The sequence below is a fragment of the Massilia orientalis genome (genome assembly GCF_030411975.2).
In the GTDB taxonomy this organism is placed as follows: Bacteria; Pseudomonadota; Gammaproteobacteria; order Burkholderiales; family Burkholderiaceae_D; genus Telluria; species Telluria orientalis.
The window spans coordinates 1-21,060 of record NZ_JASNRB020000045.1; the positions used below are offsets into that span (position 1 = coordinate 1).

Consider the following 21,060-nt stretch of genomic DNA (forward strand, 5'->3'; position numbering starts at 1 on the left):
CCAGCTTTTTTCACCGGAAGCTAACAGCAACCCCGTCCACCTACAAGAAAAATATGTGGGGAAGGGTCAGGGTCAGACCCCGGTTTCAGGCAATTTCTCAAAAACGGGCTCTGACCCCGGTTTGACGTCCAGCAAAGGGAGGGTGACGGTGAACGTGCTGCCGCGCCCCGGTCCGGCGCTGGCGGCGTTGACCTGGCCGCCGTGCAGTTCGACGAGCTTGCGCACCAGGGCGAGGCCCAGGCCCAGGCCGCCCTGGGCGCGGTCGAGCGTGCGCGAGGCTTGCGTGAACAGGTCGAACACGACGGGCAGCAGGTCGGGACCGATGCCGTTGCCGTTGTCGCGCACGGCCAGGAAGGCCTGGCCGTCGGCGGCTTCCAGTTCGACCTCGATGTGGCCACCCTCCGGCGTGTACTTGGCGGCATTGGTGAGCAGGTTCGCGACCACCTGCACGAGGCGCGTATGGTCGCCGTCCACCATCACGGGCGCTTCGCCGAGCGCGACGTCGAAGCGGTGGCGGCGCGCGTCGACGAGCGGACGGACCTGTTCGGCGGCCTCCGCGACGACGCGGCGCAGGTCGATCGGCTGCCTGGCCACGGCGACGAGGCCGCGCGTGACGCGCGAGACGTCCAGCAGGTCGTTCACGATGTGGCGCATGTGCGCGACCTGGCGCGCGATGATGTCGCTGATCTGCTTCACGCGCGGCTCGCCCGCATAGGCCAGGCGCAGCATGTCGGCCGCGCTGGAAATCGGCGCCAGCGGGTTGCGCAGTTCGTGCGCCAGCATGGCGAGGAATTCGTCCTTGCGCCGGTCCGCGAGCTGCAGCGCTTCTTCCGCGCGCTTGCGCTCCGTGATGTCGATCGCGACGACGTGCACGACGGTGCTGCGGCCGTCGGCGCCGAGGCCGAGGCGGCCGCGCATGTCGATCCACGCGAGGCGGCCGTCGTCGGCGCGGCGCACGCGCGGCGTGGCGCGGTATTCGCCGCCGGCACGGATGGCCTGTTCGACCGTGTCGCGCAGGGGCTGGCGGTCGTCCGGATGGACGAGCTTCTGCAGCTCGGCGATGTTGTGCCAGCTCTTGCCGAACACGCTGTGCAGGTTGGCCGAGAAGCTGACCTGGCCGCTGTGCGGATCGCGCTCCCACACGGCCATGCGGGCGGCGACGAGGCCCTGCTGCAGGCGCTCCTCGCTGTAGCGCACGGCGCGTTCCGCCCGTTCCAGCGGGGTGACGTCGGTGCACGTGCCGAACCACTGGACGATCTGGCCGGCCTCGTCGCGCAGCGGCGCCACCGACGTGAAGAAGCTGCGGTAGCGGCCGTCCGCGCCGCGCAGCGGGAAGGTCATCTGCGCCATGTTGCCGCTGGCGAGGGCTTCCTTCCAGCGCCGCATCACCTGCGGCAGCACTTCGGGATCGTGGTAGCGGTGCCACTCGGCGGCGCCCGCGCTCCCCGGCGGGCTGCCCGTGAATTCGTGCCAGCGGTCGTTGAACCAGACGATGTTGCCTTCCGGGTCGGCCATCCACACGAGCTGCGGGATGTTGTTCGCGAGCTGCAGGAACTTGCGGCGTTCTTCTTCCAGGCGCGCGCGCTGTTCGTACAGGCGGTCGAGCATGCGGTTGAGCGCGCGCGCCAGGCTGACGACTTCGCGCGAACCCTCGAGCGGCGCGCGCTGGGTGCCGATGTCGTCGCCCAGGCTGGCGGAGAACGTCTCCAGGCGGCGCAGGTCGCGCGTGAGGCCGTGCGCCAGCCGCGCCGCGAGGATGAACACCACCAGCGCAAGCAGGCAGGCCACGACCAGGATCAGGAGGTACTGCGGCCCCGACGTCTCGAGCGGCAGCGGCAGGCGGCGCTCGTCCTCGCGCAGCACGAGGCCCACGTGGGCCAGGCGCGGCGGCAGCGGCACGGGTGCCGCGATCTCGTGCGGCACCGCCGCCTTCCTGCCCACCGGCGCGGGCGCGAGCACGGCCCACGACGTGGGCTTCAGGTCGGCCAGCCGCACCTTGTACACCAGGGCGCCTTCCGGCGTGCGCGTGCGCTGGTAGCGCAGCAGCACGACGCCGAGCAGCTCCCCGCCGTCAGGACCGGTCTGCAAGGTGGCCCGTTCGTCGCCATTTTCCAGACGCGCGCGCAGCCACGCCATGTCGGCGTCCGTGAAGCCGGGCACGCCGTTGTCCGCGATTTCCTTGCCCTCGAAATCCGTGAACAGCAGGCGCAGCGGAATGCCGTTCATCTGGCGCAGGCCGTGCAGGAACGGCGTCAGGTAGGTTTCCTTGCCGGCGCTGTCGACGAGCGCCGTGGCCAGGATCGGGCTCGCCCCCACTTCGTGCAGGCGCGTGACGACCGCTTCCAGGTTGTGGCCGACGGTCGTGGCGTGGAACGCGACTTCGCGCTCCTGCAGCAGGGCGTTGGCCTGCGCGCGCTGGTGGTCGATCAGCCAGAACGAGACGCCGGCGATGAGCAGCACGGCGGCCGCCGTCAGGATCGCGGCCGCGTGCGCGAAGCGGCGCGCGAGGCTGGCCGGGGCGGATGCGTCGATCATGTCAGTCGCCCGCAGGCACCAGGACGCCGTCCGCGCGGTAGCGCGCAAGCAGCAGGTCGTCCGGGCCGAGCGCTTCGTGGCGGGCAGGCGTGAACGGCGGCGCATACGTCTTGACGAGGCCGTGGACCGTGCCGAGACGCTCGAGCGCGTCGCGCACGGCCTTGCGGTCGGTGCTGCCGGCGCGGTCGATCGCGAGCGCCAGGATGTGCGTGAGGTCGTAGGCGTGCGCGGCGCCCACGGGACCCTTGATGTCCTCGATGCGGCGCACCTTCGACACCTGCGCCGCGCTGGCGAGGAAGCGCTTGACGCGCGCCGGGTCGGCGCGGAAGAAGCTGAAGGTCTGGATCACGGACAGGTCGACCTGCTGCAGCGCCGGTCCCGCCTGGACCGCGAATTCGCCGCCCGTCACGCCCCAGTGGCTCAGGATCGGCAGGCGTTGCGCTTTCGGCAGCGCGGCCACTTCGCGCACGAGGATCGCCGCCTCGTCGTCGTTGGCGACGAGGACGATGGCCTGGGCGCCGGCCGCGCGCAGGTGCTGGTAGTTGTCGACGAGGCTCGTGTCGCGCCAGTTGTACCACGACGTGCCGACGAGCTTCAGCGCGGGCAGCGTCTCGGCCGCGCGGGCCGCCGCCTGGGCATTGCTGCGGCCCCAGGACGTGTTGGTCAGCAGCAGGCCGATGCGGTCGAGGCCGCGCCGCTGCGCCGTCTGCAGCAGCTTCGGCATGGCCAGCGAATCGCGCAGCGACAGGCGGTACACGTAGTTCGGACGCATCTCGTTGTCGACGATGATGTCGGCCGACGACCACGGCGCCATGAACAAGGTGTGCGTCGCGCGCAGCGTCGGCAGTTCCTCGATGACGACGGGGCTGAAGCGGCCGCCGAACACCGCCACGAGATCGGGCATCGCCGCGAACTCCTGAATGTTGCGGATGCCGCGCGCCGGGATCGAACGATGATCTTTCGTCACGACCTGCAACGGCCGGCCGTGCAGCACGCCGCCCGCTGCGTTGATCTCGGCGATGGCCGCGCGCATGCCCAGCTCGACGGCCTGGGCCGATGTCGAATTGTCCAGTCCGAATTCGCCGTCGATCCCCAGCAGCACGGGCCGCGGCGCGGCCGCGCGGGCCGTCGGCAGCAGGCCGGACAACGACAGGACAGCGAGAACGCGGCGGCGGGACGGCGAGGGATAGTTGGACGCGGACATGGCAATCGCAGGTGTGACGGAGCGGAATCTGGAATTTTAACGTTATACCGGCAGGCTTTACCTCATTCTGCGACGAAATAGCGTTGCGGTGTCGCAACTGAATGTTCCGTGAATAAATATGGCGTGTATCATTAAATCGTGACACGGTCTCCGCCCACGCAGGCGCGGCACGTGCGGGCCCCATCCTCGCCCTTTCACCGCTCCGGCCCGCCGCCACGACCCGCCGCGCGCATCCGCAGCATTTCCGTTTCCGTCGAGGTACACATGCATATCCAGAATCTCAAAATCGGAGCCCGGCTCGGGCTCGCATTCGCCGCCGTGCTTGCACTGTCGGCCCTGCTGACCGTCGTCGGCGTGCTGCGCCTGCAGCAGGTGGTCGGCGCGACCGCGGACATGGACGTGTCGATCAGCAAGACCCGCCTGGCCGACCGCCGGCTGGCCAGCACCCGCATCAACCGTGCCCTGACCGAAGCGCGCCTGCGCGCCATCGATGCCCCGGACCGTGAACGGATCAACGCCAAGATGAAGGCGAACAGCGAAGAGATCAGCCGCATCGACGAGGAATTGCAGCGCCTCGTCGCGAGCAACGAAGGCAAGCGGCTGATGGCGGCCCTCAGCGAGCGGCGCAAGGCCTACATTACGGCGCGCAAGAAGCTGTTCGCACTCATGGAAAGCGGCACCGTCGACGCGGCCGCCATCGAGCGCGCGGCCGATGCCGGCATGAATCCGGCGCTCGCGGCGTACGAAGCGGCGGCGGCCGACCTGGCCGAGCACCAGAAGAAGGGCGTGGACGAGGCCAAGGCGCGCGTCGAGGGCATTGCGGCGAGCGGGCGCCTGCTGCTGGTCGGCGTCGGCATCGCGGTCGTGCTGCTGGGCGCGGCGCTGGCGTGGTGGCTTGCGCGCAGCATCACCGGCCCGCTGCGGCGCGCGGTGACCGTGGCCAACGCCGTCGCGCAGGGCGACCTGACGACGCGCATCGAGGTCACGAGCCGCGACGAGACGGGCGAACTGATGATCGCGCTGCAGACCATGAACGCGAACCTGAACGCGCTGGTGACGCGCGTGCGCAGCGGCGCCGACACCATCGCCACCGCCGCCGTCGAGGTGGCCACCGGTAACCACGACCTGTCGGCGCGCACCGAGGAGCAGGCCAGCGCGCTGGAGGAAAGCGCGGCGTCGATGGAGGAATTGACGAGCACCGTGCGCCAGAACGCGGAGAATGCCCGGCAGGGCAACCAGACGGCAGCGTCGGCGTCCGCCGTGGCCGTGCGCGGCGGCGACGTCGTCGCGCAGGTGGTCGCAACGATGGGCGCGATCGATGCGTCGTCCAGGAAGATCGTCGACATCATCGGCGTCATCGACGGCATCGCGTTCCAGACGAATATCCTCGCCCTGAACGCGGCCGTGGAAGCGGCGCGCGCGGGCGAGCAGGGCCGCGGCTTCGCCGTCGTCGCGAACGAGGTGCGCACGCTGGCCCAGCGCTCGGCCGGGGCGGCGAAGGAGATCAAGGAACTCATCGGCGACTCCGTCGAGAAGGTCGCCGCCGGTTCGCGCCTGGTGGGCGAGGCCGGCACGACGATCCAGGAAGTCGTCGCCAGTGTGCGCCGTGTCTCGGACATCATGGCCGAGATCTCGGCCGCGTCGGGCGAGCAGAGCGCCGGCATCGAACAGGTCGGCGCCGCGATCCAGCAGATGGACCAGGTGACGCAGCAGAACGCGGCCTTGGTCGAGGAGGCCGCCGCGGCCACGGAATCCATGCAGGAACAGGCGCTTAGCCTGGCCGAGGCGGTCAGCGCGTTCAAGCTGGACCATGCGGCCGCAGCTGCATCCCGTACGCCGTCCCGGCCGCAGCCGGCATTCGCCGCACGTCGTCTGGCAGCTGCCCGCGGCACGGGCTTTTAAGCGACAACGCCGGCTTCGCGCCCGCCGCTCTGCCTTCCGGCAGCGGCGGGCGCCGCCGTTTACGGACGTGTATTTTGCGCCATCCTGGTGCGCATTGCCGCACCGGAATAGTGATGCCCGCTCCGCTTTGGTGCGGATAGCTGGAAATTGCGTGATTTTGTGGGCTGATGGCAACAAATGAGTACCGGTAGCCGTTAAACTGCTCTACAGTTTGGTAGCGCCACCATACCTACAAACAGTCGCTTTGCCTGCCATCGCCATGTTCAAACATCTCAGCATCAAGACCCGTCTCATCTTCCTGACCGTACTGTTGAGTGCGGTTTCTATCGTCGTGGGCGTCGTCGGCCTCGTCAACCAGGGCGCCACGAATGCCGCGCTGGGCACCGTGTACAACGACCGCCTGGTACCCCTCAGCCAGCTCAGCCATATCCTGTCGCTGATGCAGCAGAACCAGAACGCCCTGTCGAGCGCCGCGCTGGCGGCCGAGCCGGACAACGGTCCCGTGATCGCGGAAGTCGAAGCACGCATCCAGGAAATCAGTACGCTGTGGGACCGGTACAAGGCAACCTACCTGACACCGGAAGAAAAAGTCCTGGCCCAGACGTTCATCGAGAGCCGCCTGGCGTTCGTCCGGGAAGGCCTGAAGCCGACCATGGCCGCGCTGCGTGCCAACGATGCGGACGAGATCCGCAAGCTGGTCAAGGGACCGCTGGCGTCGCGCTACCTGCCGGCGCAGAAGAACATGCAGGCGCTCGTGCAATTGCAGCTGGACGTGGCGCAAGCGCAATACGGCGCCGCGCTGGCACGCTACGAACGCACGCGCAATCTCGCGATCGCCCTGATCGTCATCGGCGCGCTCGCGGGCGCCGGCGTCGCCACGTGGCTGATCCGCGGCATCGGCGCGTCACTGGCCGAAGCCTTGCGCCTGGCCCGCAGCGTGGCGGCCGGCGATCTCACGCAGACCGTGCACATCGAGCGCAACGACGAGATCGGCGAGCTGCTCGGCGCGCTGCGCGCCATGAACGCATCGCTGGCGGACATCGTCGGCGAGGTCCGCGGCGGTACCGATACGATCGCGACGGCCTCGCGCCAGATCGCGGCCGGCAACCAGGACCTGTCGGCGCGCACCGAGCAGCAGGCGTCGTCGCTGGAAGAGACGGCCGCATCGATGGAAGAACTGACGTCGGCCGTGAAGCACAACGCGGACAACGCGCGCCAGGCCAATGCGCTGGCGGAGGCGGCGCGGGGCGTGGCGGAGCGCGGCGGCGCGGTCATCGACGACGTGGTCGGCACGATGGGCGAGATCAGCGACGCGTCGCGCCGTATTGCCGAGATCATCGGCGTCATCGACGGGATCGCGTTCCAGACCAACATCCTCGCGCTCAACGCGGCCGTGGAAGCGGCGCGCGCGGGCGAGCAGGGGCGCGGGTTCGCCGTCGTGGCGTCCGAGGTGCGCAACCTCGCCCAGCGCTCGGCCGGCGCGGCGAAGGAGATCAAGGGACTCATCGAGAGCTCGGTCGAGCGCGTGGAGACCGGCGGGCGGCTCGTGGGTCAGGCCGGCGCGACGATGCGCGAGATCGTCGACAGCGTGCGGCGCGTGACGGACATCATGGGCGAGATCACGTCGGCCAGTGCCGAACAGACGGCCGGCATCGGCCAGATCAACGTCGCGGTGGCGCAGATGGACCAGGTCACGCAGCAGAACGCCGCGCTGGTCGAGGAAGCCGCCGCCGCGGCCGGCACGATGCACGAACAGGCGCAGCGCCTGGCGGCGTCGGTCGGCGTGTTCCGTGTGCGCCCGCGGCCGGCGCAGGCGACGCGGCCAGTAGCGGACGCTCAGCCGCGTCCGGCACTGGCACGGGCCTGAATCAGAACTTGGACTTCTGCGCCTGCAGCTGTTCGCGCAGCTGGTGCGCGTTGAAGTGGCTGTAGTCCTTGTTCAGTTCAAGGTCGACGAGCGGCTTGAGCTGGTTGTCCAGCTGGCCGCGCAGCACGCCGAGGAATTTCGGCTCGGCCACCAGTTCCAGTTTCTGGAAGCGCTGCTCCTGCCAGCTCTTCAGCAGGTAGTTGCAGATGTCCCTGGCAAAGAACTCGGCGTCGTGCTGTTCCGGTGTCTGCGCCGGCTGGTATTGCTTGTTCGGCGTGGCGCCGCCCGTGTTGTGGATGCTCTGGCCGGCCGACGTCGGGCCGATCCGGTCGGTGTTGATGTCCGCGTCGCGCAGGCGCGCGTTGGCGCTGACCATGTCCTCGACTTCGATGTACGGCTGCTTCGGGTCCGATTCGGCGAAGATGCGGGCGCGGCCCGCGTCGGCGGATACGATCCAGGTGGTAGGCATGCTTTCCCCCTTTTTGTCCAAAATAAACTTGAAGATGTAGGCCCCACCGGGGCCATACAGGCTGAGGGAGAGTCTATCCCAACCAGGATTTTCGGGAAATACGAAAGGCGCTAGACTGGCGCCATGCAAAAACTCCTCATCGTTCTCGGCCTCGTGCTGCTCGCCGCGGGGCTCCTCTGGCCCTGGCTGCGCCGGTTCCCGTTCGGCCGCCTGCCCGGCGACATCCACGTCGTCCGCGAAGGTTTTTCCTTCAACTTCCCCATCGTCACCTGCCTCATCATCTCGATCGTCGTCTCGATCGTGCTGTGGTTCTTCCGCCGCTGATTAGCAAGATTTGACAAACACGGTCGGAATTTCAACGAGACAATGCGCCCCATACGAAGACGAGAGACGCTGCAGCGTCCACGAATTCGAAACTGGCAAGGTTCTTTGATTACCACAGTTTTGGGAGAGCACATGAGACAGTCGATGGGACGGACCACCGCGATCGCGGGCGCGGTGACGATATTGGTAATGGGCATCGCGGCACAGGCGCGCGCGCAGGACGGCGGCACGCCGGACGCGCAGACCGTGATCGTGACGGGCGTGCGCGCGGCACTGGAACAGTCGCTGCGCCAGAAACGCAACGCGGACGCCGTCGTCGAGGTGGTGACGGCCGAGGACATCGGCAAGATGCCCGACAAGAACGTGGCCGACGCGATCCAGCGCCTGCCCGGCGTGAACACGCAATCGTCCGCGGGCGGGGAGGGCGGCTTCGGCGAGAACGACCGCGTCAGCCTGCGCGGCACGAGCCCCAGCCTGCAGCAGACGCTGTTCAACGGCCACGCGATCAGCACGGGCGACTGGTTCGTGCTGAACCAGTACGGCGGCAACGTGGGCCGCTCGTCGAGCTTTTCGCTGCTGCCGTCGGAACTCGTCGGTTCCATCGTCGTGCAGAAGAGCGCCACCGCCGATCTCGTCGAAGGCGGCGTGTCGGGCGCCATCAACGTGATCACGCGCCGTCCGCTCGACTTCCGCCAGCCCCTGACGGTGGAAGCGTCGGTGCAGGCCAACTACAACGACCTCGCAAAAAAGACCGAGCCGCAGGTGTCGGCCCTCGTGAGCTGGAAGAACGCGACCAATACGTTCGGCGTGCTGCTGCAGGGCTTCTCGGAAAAGCAGAGCGTGCGCCGCGACGGCCAGGAGATCCTCGGCTACACGCCGATCAGCGCGACGAGCGCCGCCGCCGTCGCGAATCCGTCGCTCGCGGGCGTGAAAGTCCCGACCTTCATCGGCGCCGCGTTCTTCGAACAAAAGAAGAAGCGTGAAGGCGGCGCCTTCGACATCGAGGCGAAACCGACGCGCGACATCGGCGTCGACCTGAACGGCTTCTATTCGAAGCTGAGCGCGCCGCACCAGAACACCAACTGGCTGGCCGCGCCCGCGAACTCGATCAACAGCGCGAACCTGATTCCGGCGAGCCCCGTGATCCGCAACGGCACGCTCGTCGGCGCGACGTTCTCCAGCAACTCGGGCGAGGTCGACAACATCTACCGTCCGGATGCGGGCGGCGAATCGTGGTACATCGACCTGAACGGCCGCTGGCGCGTCAACGAGGACCTGAGCTTCACGGGCAAGATCGGCCGCACGCACGGCATCGGCTGGGACCACGGCGACGTCTACTACCAGAACAACGTCGACGGCGGCATGATGTACGCGCTGAACGGCATGACGCCGGCCACCGTCAGCTACCCGGGCGGGAACACGACGAAACCGGGATCGACGGCGTGGGCGGGCGGCGGCGAGGCACAGTCGGTCGACAAGGAAAAGTATGCGCAGGTCGACGGCACCTGGCGCGTGCGCGACAACCCGTGGCTGCAGGGCGTCCGCTTCGGCGCGCGCTGGACGGACCACAAGCGCACCGCCGAGCACCCGCTGGAAACGCGTCCTGGCCCGAACGGTTTCAGCAATCCGGGACCGGTGTGGAACGGCGAGATGTACCCGGGCGACTTCGGCTCGGACCTCGGCGGCAGCGTCTTCAACAACTACTTCAAGTACAGCGGTCCGGCCCTCGGCGCCTGGGGCGCGGTGCCGGGCAACCGCCTGCTGGATTTCACCCTGCGCCACAACTGGCTCGACGAATTCAACGTGGGCGAGAAGACGGCGGCCGTCTACGGCATGGCCGACATCGGCGGCGACAGCTGGAGCGGCAACTTCGGCCTGCGCACCGTCGAGACGCGCCAGACGACCGTCGTGAACCTGCCGGGCGGCCAGAACCCGATCACCGGTTCCGCATTCGGTCCGTACACGCCCACGACGTACGAGCGCAAATACCGCGACTACCTGCCGAGCGCGAACGTGAAGTTCGACGTGCGTTCCGACCTTGTCGTCCGCGCCGGCATCGCCAAGACGATGGCGCGTCCCGACTACAGCGCGCTGGGCGGCTCCGTGTCGCTGAACGACGATGCGCTGTCGGGCAGCGGCGGCAACGTCAAGCTGGATCCGATCCGCTCCGTCAACTACGACCTGTCGGCCGAGTGGTACTACATGCCGAAGGCGATGCTGTCGGCGGGCCTGTTCTACATGGACTTCAGCTCCATCGTCGCGCAGGGCACGAGCACGGGCAGCTACTACAACAACAAGCGAGGCGCGTTCACGGACTACCAGATCACGTCGCCGTACAACACGACCGCCACCAACAAGGGCATCGAATTGTCCTGGCAGCAGCCGCTGTGGAGCAACTTCGGCATGCTCACCAACTACACGTGGGCGGACGGCGAGCTGGATGGCGGCGGCGAGATGCTCAACGCGTCGAAGAACACGTACAACGTGACGGGCTACTACGAGAACGACCGTTTCTCCGCGCGTCTCGCGTACAGCCACCGTTCGGCGTACAAGGCGGGCGTCGACCGCGGCGCGAGCCAGCACGTGGATGCGATGCCGTCGCTGGCGGCCTCGGTGAACTTCAAGATCAACGAGCACCTGACGGTCACGTTCGACGCGCTGAACCTCACCAACGAGACGATCAAGATGTACGCCGAGAACAAGGACCAGCCGCGTGCGTTCTACTCGAACGGCCGCACCTTCTACCTCGGCCTGCGCGGCAAGCTCTGATCGTGTCGCAACAGCAGAAGCGCTACGGCGCGCCGGTCGTCGTGACGTGGGCGTGCTTGTCCAACCTCGTCGCGGACGACGCGTTCGCGGCGCGCCTGACGCTCACCAACGTGTCGGACGCGCCGATCGCGGCGGGATGGACCGTGTACTTCAACGCGTGCCGGCGCGTGCTGGCCGGCAGCGCGAGCGCGGGCTTCGACCTGGAGCACGTCAACGGCGACCTGTTCGCGCTGCGGCGCACGGCACCGTCGCCGTGGCAGCCCGGCGCGATGCTGGACGTGCGCTACGAGGCGCAGTTCTGGGCCATCAGCCTGACGGACGCGCCGCTCGGCTTCTACCTCGTCGAAGCGGACGGGCGCACGGTCGACCTGGGCGACGCCGACGTCACGCCGTTCGCGCGGCCGGAACAGCTGCAGCGCCATGCGCGTGACGCGCTGCCGCCGGCCGACGCGGCCTGGCGCTGGCGCGAGAACGGCGGCCTGCGCCTGCTGCCGGATGCGGAAGTCGGCCGCATCACGCCGACGCCGCTCTCGGCCCGCTTCACGAACGCGCGCAGCCGGCTGTCGGCCTCCAGCGAGATCATGGCCGGCGCCGCGCTGGCCGGCGAGGCGGCGTTGCTGCGCGCGCTCCTGGACGATCTGCCGGATGGCGACGGCGCGCGCATCCTGCTGGAGATCGGCACGGTAGCGACGGACGGGCCGGAGGCGTACCGGCTCGACATCGATCCCGGAACGATCCTCGTGCGCGGCGCCGGTGCGCATGGCGTGTTCAACGGCATCCAGACGCTGGCCCAGCTGCTGGATGCGGATGGTGTGCTGCCGTGCGGCCGCGTGCTCGACGCGCCGCGCTTCGGCTACCGCGGCATGATGCTCGACGTGGCGCGCCACTTCGCCTCGGTCGCCACGGTCAAGCGCCTGCTCGACTGCATGGCGCGCTATAAACTGAACCGGCTGCACCTGCACCTGACGGACGACGAGGGCTGGCGCCTGCGGATCGACGCGCTGCCGGAACTGACGGACATCGGCAGCAAGCGCGGCGCGGCGCGCGACCACACCCTCCCGCCGTCGTTCGGTTCCGGCGCGGACGTGGGCACATCGTCCGGCACGGGCCATTACGACGCGGACGAGTTCATCGAGATCCTGCGTTACGCGCACGCACGCCACATCGAGGTCATCCCGGAATTCAACATGCCGGGCCACGCGCGCGCGGCCGTGCTGGCGATGCGCGCGCGCCACGACCGCCTGCGCGCGCAGGGCGATATCGAAGGCGCGGAGCGCTACCTGCTGAGCGATCCGTACGATGCCTCCGTCTACGAATCCGTGCAGCTGTGGCGCGACAACGTGATCTGCATCGCGCTGCCGTCGGTCGACCGTTTCATCGACACGGTCGCCTCCCACGTGGCGGCGCTGTACCGCGAGGCCGGCGTGCCGCTCAAGACCATCCACACGGGCGGCGACGAGGTGCCGCCGGGCGCGTGGGAAGGCTCGCCGCGGTGCCGGGCGCTGATGCGCGAGCGGGGCTGGACCCGGATCGCGCAGCTGCAGGCGGATTTCGTCGACCGTTGCCGCGCGATCCTCGCGCGCCACGGCCTCGCGTTCGCGGGCTGGGAAGAGACGGCGCTCGTGTACGAGGACGGCGGCCCCGGCTTCCAGGTCTATGCATGGAACAACGCTTGGGGCTCGGGCAAGGAAGACGTCGCGTACCGTCTCGCCAATGCGGGCTACGACGTCGTGCTGGCGAATGCCGCGAACCTGTATTTCGACCTCGCGTATGCGAAGGATCCGCAGGAACCCGGTTATTACTGGGCCGGCTTCGTGGAGACGCGCCATGCGTTCGGCTTCTGCCCGCTGGACATGATCGTCAGCGCGGCCACCGACCCGATGGGCCAAAGCGTGTCGCCCGGGCGGCTGGCCGCGATGACGCGCCTGACGGCCGCGGGCCGGCGCCGCGTCAATGGCCTGCAGGGACAGCTGTGGGGCGAGAATGCGCGCACGCGCGACCGCATCGAATACCTGGCCGCGCCGCGCCTCGTGGCGCTGGCGGAGCGGGCGTGGGCACCGGATCCCGGCTGGTGCGCGATCGACGATGCCGATGCGCGCGCACGCGCCATGGACGACGCGTGGAACGAGTTCGCCAACCGCCTCGGCCAGCGCGAACTGGCACGACTCGACCGCGCGCCGCTGGCCTACGGCTACCGGTTGCCGCCGCCGGGCGCCGTCGCCGCCGGCCGGACGTTCCACGCGAACGTGGCCCTGCCGGGCCTGGCGCTGCATTACACTCTGGACGGCAGCGAGCCCGATGCCGCCAGCCCGCGCTACACGGGACCGGTGGAGGCAGGGCAGGGCGCCGCCGTGTTCAAGGTCGCCACCTTCGACACGCGCGGCCGCAAGAGCGCAACCGTCGTCATCGCACTGGACTCCCATGGATAGCATCCGTCCCGACCACCTCGCACCCCAGGCGCACCGTCATCCGCTCGCGTGGGTGCCCACGCTGTACCTCGCGCAGGGCCTGCCGTTCTACGCCGTCGCCCTCGTGGCGGGACTGATGTTCAAGAGCATGGGCGTGCCCAACGAGCAGATCGCGCGCTGGACCGGCGTCCTCGGCCTCGCCTGGGTGTTCAAGGCATTGTGGAGTCCATTCCTGGAACTCGCGGCGAGCAAGAAGCGGGTCGTCGTCGTGCTGCAGGTCACGGGCGGCATCGCGCTCGCGGCGCTGGCCGTCGCGCTGCAGCTGCCCGCATGGTTCGCGCTGGCGATCGGGCTGCTGGCCATCGTGTCGTTCGCGTCCAGCACGCACGACATCGCGGCCGACGGTTTGTATATCGCGAACCTGTCGGAGCGCCAGCAGGCGGCGTACGCCGGCTGGCAGGGCGCGTTCTTCAACGGCGCCAAGTTCCTGTCGCTGGGTGGTCTCGTGATCCTGGCCGGCTTCCTCGAACAGCGCGTGGGACCGCCGGCCGCGTGGGCGACCGTGTTCGGGCTGCTGGGGGCTTTATTGGCGGGGCTCGGGCTGTATCACGCGTGGGCGTTGCCCGAGACCGCGAGGACCGGCGCCGGGGCGTCGATGCGTGGCAGCGTGGACGTATTGGTGGACGTCGTGCGCGCATTCTTCGCCAAGCCGGGCATCTGGATGGGCATCGTGTTCATCCTGCTGTTCCGTCTCGCGGAAGGGCAGGTGCAGACGATCGGCCCGCTGTTCCTGCGCGATGCGCGCGCGGTCGGCGGCCTCGGTCTCTCCACGCAGGAAGTGGGCGCCATCTACGGCACGGCCGGCACGGCGGCCTTCCTGGTCGGCAGCATCCTCGGCGGCTGGTTCACGGCGCGCGTGGGCCTCAGGCGCGCGATGCTCGTGCTGATCCTCGCGATGAACGTGCCGAACCTCGTGTTCTGGTACCTGAGCGCGGCGCAACCGTCGCACCTGGGCCTCGTCATGGCCGCATTGTCGACCGAGATGTTCGGCTACGGGTTCGGCTTCGTGGGCATGATCCTGTTCATCATGCAGGTGATCGCGCCCGGCCGCTACCAGACCGCGCACTACGCGCTGGGGTCCGGGTTCATGCAGTTGGGCTTCGTGCTGTCGAAGGTGGTCAGCGGCGACATCCAGCATGCGCTGGGTTACCGTCACTTCTTCGTGTGGGTGGTGTTGTCGGCGCTGCCGGTGCTCGTGTTGACGTGGTTCGTGAAGATGACACCGGCGACGCAGGACTGACGTCAGCGGCGGTAGGTCGGGCGGCGCGCCGGCGCTGCGTTGCGCTTCTCGATATGGCGGAACGTGATGCGACCCTTGCTCAGGTCGTACGCGGACATCTCCAGCGTCACGCGGTCGCCCGCGAGGATGCGGATATGGTGCTGGCGCATCTTGCCCGACGTGTAGGCGATCAGTTTGTGTCCATTGTCGAGGTCGACGCGAAAGCGCGAGTCGGGCAGGATTTCCTGGACGATGCCGTCCATTTCGATGAGTTCTTCTTTGGCCATGGGGGTCCTTGGGTGGCGGGCGCGCGGCGGGGTGCCGGCGTGTCGATGAGGTGAGTCGGCTATATAGCCGGAACGCATATTATAACGCATTTGGATGAGTTTTAGTTATACTCCATTTATACTCTGGTTGGAGTATGATGGGCGTATAAAAACCATGGAGGCGCCATGAAGCTCGTCGAAACGAAACCCAAATTCCCTGATACCGACAAGGTCACGATCAACCTGGGCCTGGTCGATCTCGCCCAGATGGACCTGCTCGTGGCGGAAGGGTTTTATACGAACCGCACGGATTTCGTCCGTACGGCCATCCGCAACCAGTTACAGCAGCACGGCGACGTGATCCGCCAGACGGTGACGCGCAAGCGCTTCGTCATGGGCATGCAGCGCTATACGAGGGCGGCGCTTGAAGCAAGCGTCGCCGCCGGCGAGCGGGTCGACATCCATGTGCTGGGCCTCGCCACCATCGACGACGACGTCACGCCCGAACTGGCGCGCGACGCCATCGCGTCGATCCAGGTGCTGGGCGCCTTTCTCGCTCCCGCCGCCGTCAAGTCCGCGCTCGCGGACCGCATCCATATTTGAAGGAACACCATGAAACCCTATGAACAATTTGTTGAAAACATGCTCAGCGCCGTCCGTTCGGGCCAGGGCAAGGACCCGGCCGCGGCCACCGCGCTCATCCAGGATGCGCTGCGCAATGCCGGGTTGATGCCGGGCGCGCCCGCCGCCACGCCGTCCGCGGCGGAAGCGCCGGCGCGCGCACCGTTCGTCGACCTGAACGGCGTGCCGGACTGGCTGCGCCGTCAGGCCACGGCGAAAGGCGGCAAGCCGGCCGACGACTGGCGCGCGCGCCTGGACGCGCTGCGCCCGCGTCCACAGCCGGTCACGCCTGACGCGCCCGGCCAATTTATCGAAGGATCGTTCGGCAACGCAGCCGGCACGCGCCGCTACCGCCTGTATGTGCCGGCACGGGCGGCGACCGGGCCGCGTCCGCTCGTCGTCATGCTGCACGGCTGCCAGCAGAGTGCCGCCGATTTCGCGGCCGGCACGGCCATGAACCGGCTGGCGGAAGAACAAGGCTGCCTGGTGCTGTATCCGGACCAGGAGCGCAGCGCCAACAGTTCGAATTGCTGGAACTGGTTCGACGCGACCCACCAGCAGCGCGAGCAGGGCGAGCCTTCGCTGCTTGCAGGCATGACGCGCAAGATCGTGCAGGAGCACGGCGCCGATCCGCGCCGCGTCTACATCGCCGGCCTGTCGGCGGGCGGGGCGATGGCGGCCGTCATGGGCGCGGCCTATCCCGAGCTGTATGCGGCCGTCGGCGTGCATTCCGGCCTGCCGGTCGGCGCGGCGCGCGACCTCATGTCGGGGCTGAACGCGATGAAGGGCAAGCACCTGCACGGCGCCAGCCGGACGCTGCGCCGCCGCGTGCCGCTGATCGTGTTCCATGGCGACCAGGACGCCGTCGTCCATCCGTCCAACGGCGAGGTGCTGATCCGCCAGTTCCTGGGCGACGGGACCGTACGCGAGATCGAGGAGCGCGGCACGGCCGGCACCGGCCGCGGCCACACGCGCACGACGGCGCTGGACGATGCCGGACGCGCGGTGGCGGAACACTGGGTCGTGCACGGGGCGGGTCACGCCTGGGCCGGCGGCGATCCGTCCGGTTCGTACACGGATGTGGCCGGGCCGAGCGCATCGGCCGAGATGCTGCGCTTCTTCCTGGGTCAGGCCGGCGGCTGATTGACGACTGTTGCGAAGGCTCCAGGTTAGGAGGACGTTTGCTATGCTGGAGGATCGTTCTTCCAAACTTACGCAAAGCTAACCATAGTTAACTTTGCGGTTGGATTCCTGCTTCACCGGGGCCGGTTTCACCTTGCGCTCGCGCGCAGGGCCAGAGCCTTCCCCTCTACAGGCAGATGCGGTAGAACTCACCGCCACATTTTTCAGGTTGATCGCCGCGTTGACGTCACGGTCGTGAGACACCCCGCAACCTGGGCAGGTCCAGTGACGCACATCGAGGGCGAGCGCCTCTAGCCGGTATCCGCAGCCCGAGCACAGCTTACTGCTTGGGAACCAGCGATCGACCAACACGACCTGCCCGCCACGCCATGCCGCCTTGTACTTAAGTTGGCGGCGCAGCTCACCGAAACCCATGTCGGCAATGGCCCGCGCCAAATACCTGTTGCGCAACATGCCTTTGACGTTGAGATCCTCGATGCCGATAGTGTGAAAGCGGCGCGTAATGCTGGTGCTGAGTTGGTGCAGGCTGTCGAGGCGGATGTTGGCGATGCGCACGTGCAGCTTCGCCAGTTTTAGCTTCGCCTTCGCGCGGTTGCGCGAGCCTTTGACTTTACGGGACAGGCCACGCGACAGTCGACGCAGGCGCATCAGTAACGTACGTAGCGCTTTCGGACCTTCAAACGTTTCGCCGGTCGACAAGGTGGCCAACACCTTGACGCCCAGGTCTACCCCGACCGTGCCTTGGTTCTCGACGTGCGGCGCGGGTAGATCGGAGGTCTCGACAGTGACGCTGGCATACCAGTGGTTAACGACACGTGCGACCGAGGCCGAGACGATGCGGCCCGCGAAGCGCAGTGTCTCACGCATGCGGACCCACCCCAACTTCGGGATGCGGATACGCCGTCCCTCGACGCGAAACTGATCATTGGCCAAGGTAAAGCGGTCGTCCTGTCCTTTCCTGCGAAACCGCGGGTAACGGGCGCGCCCGGTGAAGAAGTTCTCGAAGGCTCGTCCAAGCTGCATGATGGCTATCTGCGGTGCGTTCTTGGTGACCGTCAGCATCCAGGGAAACTGCTCGCGCTTGATGCTGTTGAGTAGGCGCCGCAACGCCGCTTCGGACGGCTTAGGTAGCGTCGGGTCGGCTTTGCAGGTTTCGTACTGTTTCTGCCACTCTGCCAGCGCCCAGTTATAGGCGAAACGGGCTGTGCCGGCCGCGCGCGCAAAGTAGGTTGCCTGCACGTTGTTCGGGACCAACCTGATGCGGTGTGCAACGAGCATTGTGCATTCTTTACACTGGAGTTGGTCAAGGCGCCAAGCGTTATGGCGTCTGTGCTGATCAGAACGAACTTGCTGTGTTGCATAAGATCGCACAAAATGGGCAAAGTTCCGAATGAACTGTTATAACCAATGATCGTAATGGAGTAGACGATGGTTTCCCTGCAGGAGCAGCTGATGAAGGCCGGGCTGGTCGACAAGAAGAAGGTCAAGGTCGTCAACCAGGAAAAGGCCAAGCAGCAAAAAATCGAGCGCCGCACCGGTGTGCAAAGCGTCAACGAGACGAAGGAGGCGGTGGCCGAGGCCCAGCGCCAGCAGGCCGAGCGCGCCCGTGCCCTGAACGCCCAGCGCGATGCGGCCGCCGCCGCGAAGGCTGTCGAGGCGCAGATCACGCAGATGATCCAGGTGAACCGCCAGCCCAAGGGCAAGGGCAACCTGGACGTCGTCTACAACTTCACGATCGGCACGAAGATCGAGCGCATCCACGTCTCCGCGGCCGTGCGCGACCACCTGGTGGCAGGCCGTTTGTCGATCGTCGCCCACGCGGGCGGCTTCGAGCTGGTGCCGCGCGTGATCGCGGACAAGATCGCGGAACGGGCGCCGGAACGCGTCGTACGCGTGAACAAGGCTGCCGAAGCCGTCGCGGAAGGCGAGGACGATCCGTACAAGGACTTCAAGATCCCCGACGATTTCGACTGGTGATCAACGTTTCTTGATCGGGAGCGCGAGCCAGCCGCGCCAGCGGCCCTCGGGCGTGCGTTCGACCTTCTGGATGTGCGGCCGGGTGCTGTCCAGGCGCCAGACGGCCTGCTTGTCGAGCCAGTCCTCGTACATGGAGCGGAAGCGCGGCCACTCGTCGTCGAAGTCGAGGCAGGCGTAGGTGCCGGCCGGCAGGACGCGTAATCCCAGGCCGGGATCGAGCACGGTATCGTCCGCGCACCCGAAGTCATAGCAATATTCCCGCTCGCCCGTAAAACCCGGGTCTTCGTCGAACACGCCGTACCACGGGGTGCTGGCGGGCACGCCGTCGGCCTTCTCGCGTTCCTGGATGAAGTCGTGGCAGGCGAACGACAGCGCCGCGCCGGACTGGCCGAAGAAGCGTTGGTAGCGCAAGGTCAGCGCCGGCAGGTTGCGCACGGCGATGCGCGCGGCGATCGTGCCCGGTTCGGGCGGGCAGTAGGGGGCCAGGATCGCTTCCAGGTTGTCCGGCTCGGCGACGAAGAAGCTGACGTCGCTCTCGCGGCCGACCTGCTGGTCCATGTAGTCGCGCCATCCCCCTTCGCGCCACGCCTTGGCCGACATCGCGAACTGCTGCCTGAATGCCTTGGCGAATGCCGCGTTCGATGGGAAGCCGCAATCCTGGGCGATGCGCACGATGGGCACGTCCGGCTCGTGACGCAGCAGGTGGGCGGCGCGGCGCAGGCGGCGCTTGCGCTGGTATTCGCAGGCCGAGAAGCCCGTCAGTTCGCGGAAGATGCGGTCGAAGTGGAACGACGAATAACTGGCCGACGCCGCCAGCGATTTCAATGCGAGCGGATCGCCGACCGAGTCCAGCATCAGGTCCATCACTTCATACAGGCGCGACACGCGCGCGGCGGTCTTCGACATCAACGGCAATCATTTACAAAATTGAAATAACTAGTTTCCGTAAATAACATGCCGTTGGCAAGCGTTTACCGCTGCCGCCGCCGCCGAGTGTTGTCAGTACGCCGCCTGGGGCGTCATCTCCAGCTTGCTCAGGTCGAACCCTTGCCGCTCCAGCCGCTCGAGCAGGGCGCCGTACGCCTGGCGCGACACGGTCGGGGTGCGTGACAGGATCCACAGATAGTCCCGCCCCGGCTCGCTGACGGCGGCCAGCTGGTAATTCGGGTCGAGGTCGATCACCCAGTAGTCGCCCCACACCATCGGCAGGAACGACAGCCAGGCCGGCGCGAACCGGACCTTCAGCGTCGGCGACGTGGGGCCGCCCAGCTGGCGCGCCGTGCCCACCGCCTCGTCGATGGTGCCGTCCGTGCGGCGGCAGCGGTTGATGACTTGCACGGTCTTGTCCGGCTGCAGGCTGTAATGCGCCGTCGTGTTGCCGGCACATTGTTTCTGAAACCTGTTCGGGTATTTTGCAATTTCATACCAGGCGCCCATGTAGCGCGGCACGTCGAGGCTGGGAACCGGCGTCACGGGCGCGGAACGGGCGCCGCGTTCGGCGGCGAGCAGCGTCGCACTGGCGCCGAGCAGGCCGAGCAGCAAGAGGATCAGGCGGGTATTCGGGAGCATGGGGATACGTTGTTGAACGGGACTGTGTCTATCGTACGACAACCTCGCGCGAGCCGTCGCCCGCCGCCAATCGATTGTCAATAATGCAACTACATTGATTTGCAAGAAAGTTGCTCTGCAGACTTAATGGCAGCCGTGCGGCTGTCGCCTTTCTCTTCTGCTGACAGAAATTTCTTAATGGCAACGCAAGAAACGTCAAGCGCCACGTGGCTGGAAAAGCCGGTCCGGATGAATTATCGAAGGGATAAAAATACGTGGTGGAGAGTGCGTTGTGGAGAAAAAACAACCGAAAATGCCTCAAGTTGGCCGGTTTGTTGCCGTAAAGCATTCGTAAGCGCACCAATAAAATGTATCCTTAGGGAAATAGTCTTTTACTGATATCGCGCATCGGGCGGCGATCATTCGGACAACGTTCAATATATTAAAGGTTCATCGACCATGGCATCAGTTATTACCGGAATGAGCACCGCCCAGATACAGGCGCTGACTACTTCCCAAATCGTCGCCCTCGCGACCTCCGACATGACTGCGTTTTCGACGACGCAGCTTGGTGCGTTGACGACCAACCAATTGCAGGCCATCGAAACCCGTGACCTGGCTGTCCTGACCACGACCCAGATCTCGGCCGGCCTCACGACCACGCAGATCGCCGCCCTGACGACGAACCAGGCGGGTGCCCTGACGACCGGCCAGGTCGGCGCCCTGACGACGAACCAGGTCGCCGCGA

At 67.1% G+C, this 21,060-nt stretch carries 17 protein-coding genes; 10 read left to right on the plus strand and 7 right to left on the minus strand.

Features of this window, described 5'->3' with window-relative positions; genetic code table 11:
• Positions 1–72: 72 nt before the first annotated feature.
• A complete protein-coding gene (locus QPK29_RS32190; protein ID WP_371772288.1) occupies positions 73–2,535 on the minus strand; it encodes an ATP-binding protein in 2,463 nt (820 codons plus the stop codon).
• A 1-nt stretch (position 2,536) separates the two neighbouring features.
• On the minus strand, positions 2,537–3,739 hold the full coding sequence (locus QPK29_RS32195; protein WP_371772287.1) for an ABC transporter substrate-binding protein: 1,203 nt from the start codon (positions 3,737–3,739) through the stop codon (positions 2,537–2,539).
• A 264-nt stretch (positions 3,740–4,003) separates the two neighbouring features.
• On the opposite strand from QPK29_RS32195, the gene QPK29_RS32200 reads away from it, so the two are divergent.
• Both QPK29_RS32200 and QPK29_RS32205 read left to right on the plus strand, forming a co-directional pair.
• Entirely contained in the window at positions 4,004–5,641 is a 1,638-nt protein-coding gene (locus QPK29_RS32200) for a methyl-accepting chemotaxis protein (protein WP_371772286.1), read from the plus strand.
• Positions 5,642–5,900: 259 nt separating this feature from the next.
• Complete coding sequence (locus QPK29_RS32205; RefSeq protein ID WP_371772285.1) at positions 5,901–7,508, plus strand: methyl-accepting chemotaxis protein; 1,608 nt, start codon at positions 5,901–5,903, stop codon at positions 7,506–7,508.
• Between the two features lies 1 nt (position 7,509).
• Here the strand turns inward: QPK29_RS32205 and QPK29_RS32210 are convergent, their stop codons facing one another.
• Complete coding sequence (locus tag QPK29_RS32210) at positions 7,510–7,977, minus strand: host attachment protein (protein ID WP_056129841.1); 468 nt, start codon at positions 7,975–7,977, stop codon at positions 7,510–7,512.
• A gap of 123 nt (positions 7,978–8,100) precedes the next feature.
• Between QPK29_RS32210 and QPK29_RS32215 the strand changes: the two genes are divergently transcribed.
• The 4 genes from QPK29_RS32215 to QPK29_RS32230 all read left to right on the plus strand — a co-directional run bounded on the left by QPK29_RS32215 (position 8,101) and on the right by QPK29_RS32230 (position 14,778).
• Positions 8,101–8,301, plus strand: a complete 201-nt coding sequence (locus QPK29_RS32215; RefSeq protein ID WP_056129845.1) for a DUF2905 domain-containing protein — start codon at positions 8,101–8,103, stop codon at positions 8,299–8,301.
• Between the two features lie 144 nt (positions 8,302–8,445).
• Positions 8,446–11,070: a TonB-dependent receptor gene (locus tag QPK29_RS32220; protein WP_371772284.1), complete on the plus strand. Its 2,625-nt coding sequence runs from the start codon at positions 8,446–8,448 to the stop codon at positions 11,068–11,070.
• Between the two features lie 2 nt (positions 11,071–11,072).
• Entirely contained in the window at positions 11,073–13,499 is a 2,427-nt protein-coding gene (locus QPK29_RS32225; protein WP_371772283.1) for a family 20 glycosylhydrolase, read from the plus strand.
• Complete coding sequence (locus QPK29_RS32230; RefSeq protein WP_371772282.1) at positions 13,492–14,778, plus strand: MFS transporter; 1,287 nt, start codon at positions 13,492–13,494, stop codon at positions 14,776–14,778. The genes QPK29_RS32225 and QPK29_RS32230 overlap by 8 nt, the downstream gene beginning before the upstream one ends.
• Before the next feature lie 2 nt (positions 14,779–14,780).
• Here the strand turns inward: QPK29_RS32230 and infA are convergent, their stop codons facing one another.
• Complete coding sequence (gene infA, locus QPK29_RS32235) at positions 14,781–15,044, minus strand: translation initiation factor IF-1 (RefSeq protein WP_056129853.1); 264 nt, start codon at positions 15,042–15,044, stop codon at positions 14,781–14,783.
• Between the two features lie 165 nt (positions 15,045–15,209).
• Between infA and QPK29_RS32240 the strand changes: the two genes are divergently transcribed.
• Together QPK29_RS32240 and QPK29_RS32245 are read left to right on the plus strand one after the other, a co-directional pair.
• Positions 15,210–15,626, plus strand: a complete 417-nt coding sequence (locus QPK29_RS32240) for a CopG family transcriptional regulator (RefSeq protein WP_371772281.1) — start codon at positions 15,210–15,212, stop codon at positions 15,624–15,626.
• Positions 15,627–15,635: 9 nt separating this feature from the next.
• Positions 15,636–16,787 carry an extracellular catalytic domain type 1 short-chain-length polyhydroxyalkanoate depolymerase gene (locus QPK29_RS32245; protein WP_371772280.1) on the plus strand — a complete coding sequence of 384 codons (1,152 nt, stop codon included), beginning with the start codon at positions 15,636–15,638 and terminating at the stop codon, positions 16,785–16,787.
• 78 nt (positions 16,788–16,865) lie between these two features.
• Here the strand turns inward: QPK29_RS32245 and QPK29_RS32250 are convergent, their stop codons facing one another.
• Positions 16,866–18,065: an RNA-guided endonuclease InsQ/TnpB family protein gene (locus QPK29_RS32250; protein WP_371772279.1), complete on the minus strand. Its 1,200-nt coding sequence runs from the start codon at positions 18,063–18,065 to the stop codon at positions 16,866–16,868.
• A 150-nt stretch (positions 18,066–18,215) separates the two neighbouring features.
• On the opposite strand from QPK29_RS32250, the gene QPK29_RS32255 reads away from it, so the two are divergent.
• Entirely contained in the window at positions 18,216–18,764 is a 549-nt protein-coding gene (locus tag QPK29_RS32255; protein WP_056129863.1) for a DUF2058 domain-containing protein, read from the plus strand.
• On the opposite strand, the gene QPK29_RS32260 is transcribed toward QPK29_RS32255, so the two are convergent.
• Both QPK29_RS32260 and QPK29_RS32265 read right to left on the minus strand, forming a co-directional pair.
• Positions 18,765–19,670, minus strand: a complete 906-nt coding sequence (locus tag QPK29_RS32260) for a helix-turn-helix domain-containing protein (protein ID WP_371772278.1) — start codon at positions 19,668–19,670, stop codon at positions 18,765–18,767.
• Between the two features lie 93 nt (positions 19,671–19,763).
• Complete coding sequence (locus tag QPK29_RS32265) at positions 19,764–20,333, minus strand: lipocalin family protein (protein ID WP_160406506.1); 570 nt, start codon at positions 20,331–20,333, stop codon at positions 19,764–19,766.
• A 459-nt stretch (positions 20,334–20,792) separates the two neighbouring features.
• Between QPK29_RS32265 and QPK29_RS32270 the strand changes: the two genes are divergently transcribed.
• A partial coding sequence (locus QPK29_RS32270; protein WP_400189926.1) for a hypothetical protein occupies positions 20,793–21,060 on the plus strand: 268 nt, incomplete at its 3' end.

Bases quoted from the DNA above. Each gene is read 5' to 3' on its own strand.
- QPK29_RS32190 (WP_371772288.1), bottom strand. From the start codon at position 2,535: ATGATCGACGCATCCGCCCCGGCCAGCCTCGCGCGCCGCTTCGCGCAC.
- QPK29_RS32195 (WP_371772287.1), bottom strand. From the start codon at position 3,739: ATGTCCGCGTCCAACTATCCCTCGCCGTCCCGCCGCCGCGTTCTCGCT.
- QPK29_RS32200 (WP_371772286.1), top strand. From the start codon at position 4,004: ATGCATATCCAGAATCTCAAAATCGGAGCCCGGCTCGGGCTCGCATTC.
- QPK29_RS32205 (WP_371772285.1), top strand. From the start codon at position 5,901: ATGTTCAAACATCTCAGCATCAAGACCCGTCTCATCTTCCTGACCGTA.
- QPK29_RS32210 (WP_056129841.1), bottom strand. From the start codon at position 7,977: ATGCCTACCACCTGGATCGTATCCGCCGACGCGGGCCGCGCCCGCATC.
- QPK29_RS32215 (WP_056129845.1), top strand. From the start codon at position 8,101: ATGCAAAAACTCCTCATCGTTCTCGGCCTCGTGCTGCTCGCCGCGGGG.
- QPK29_RS32220 (WP_371772284.1), top strand. From the start codon at position 8,446: ATGGGACGGACCACCGCGATCGCGGGCGCGGTGACGATATTGGTAATG.
- QPK29_RS32230 (WP_371772282.1), top strand. From the start codon at position 13,492: ATGGATAGCATCCGTCCCGACCACCTCGCACCCCAGGCGCACCGTCAT.
- infA (WP_056129853.1), bottom strand. From the start codon at position 15,044: ATGGCCAAAGAAGAACTCATCGAAATGGACGGCATCGTCCAGGAAATC.
- QPK29_RS32240 (WP_371772281.1), top strand. From the start codon at position 15,210: ATGAAGCTCGTCGAAACGAAACCCAAATTCCCTGATACCGACAAGGTC.
- QPK29_RS32245 (WP_371772280.1), top strand. From the start codon at position 15,636: ATGAAACCCTATGAACAATTTGTTGAAAACATGCTCAGCGCCGTCCGT.
- QPK29_RS32250 (WP_371772279.1), bottom strand. From the start codon at position 18,065: ATGCTCGTTGCACACCGCATCAGGTTGGTCCCGAACAACGTGCAGGCA.
- QPK29_RS32255 (WP_056129863.1), top strand. From the start codon at position 18,216: ATGGTTTCCCTGCAGGAGCAGCTGATGAAGGCCGGGCTGGTCGACAAG.
- QPK29_RS32260 (WP_371772278.1), bottom strand. From the start codon at position 19,670: ATGTCGAAGACCGCCGCGCGCGTGTCGCGCCTGTATGAAGTGATGGAC.
- QPK29_RS32265 (WP_160406506.1), bottom strand. From the start codon at position 20,333: ATGCTCCCGAATACCCGCCTGATCCTCTTGCTGCTCGGCCTGCTCGGC.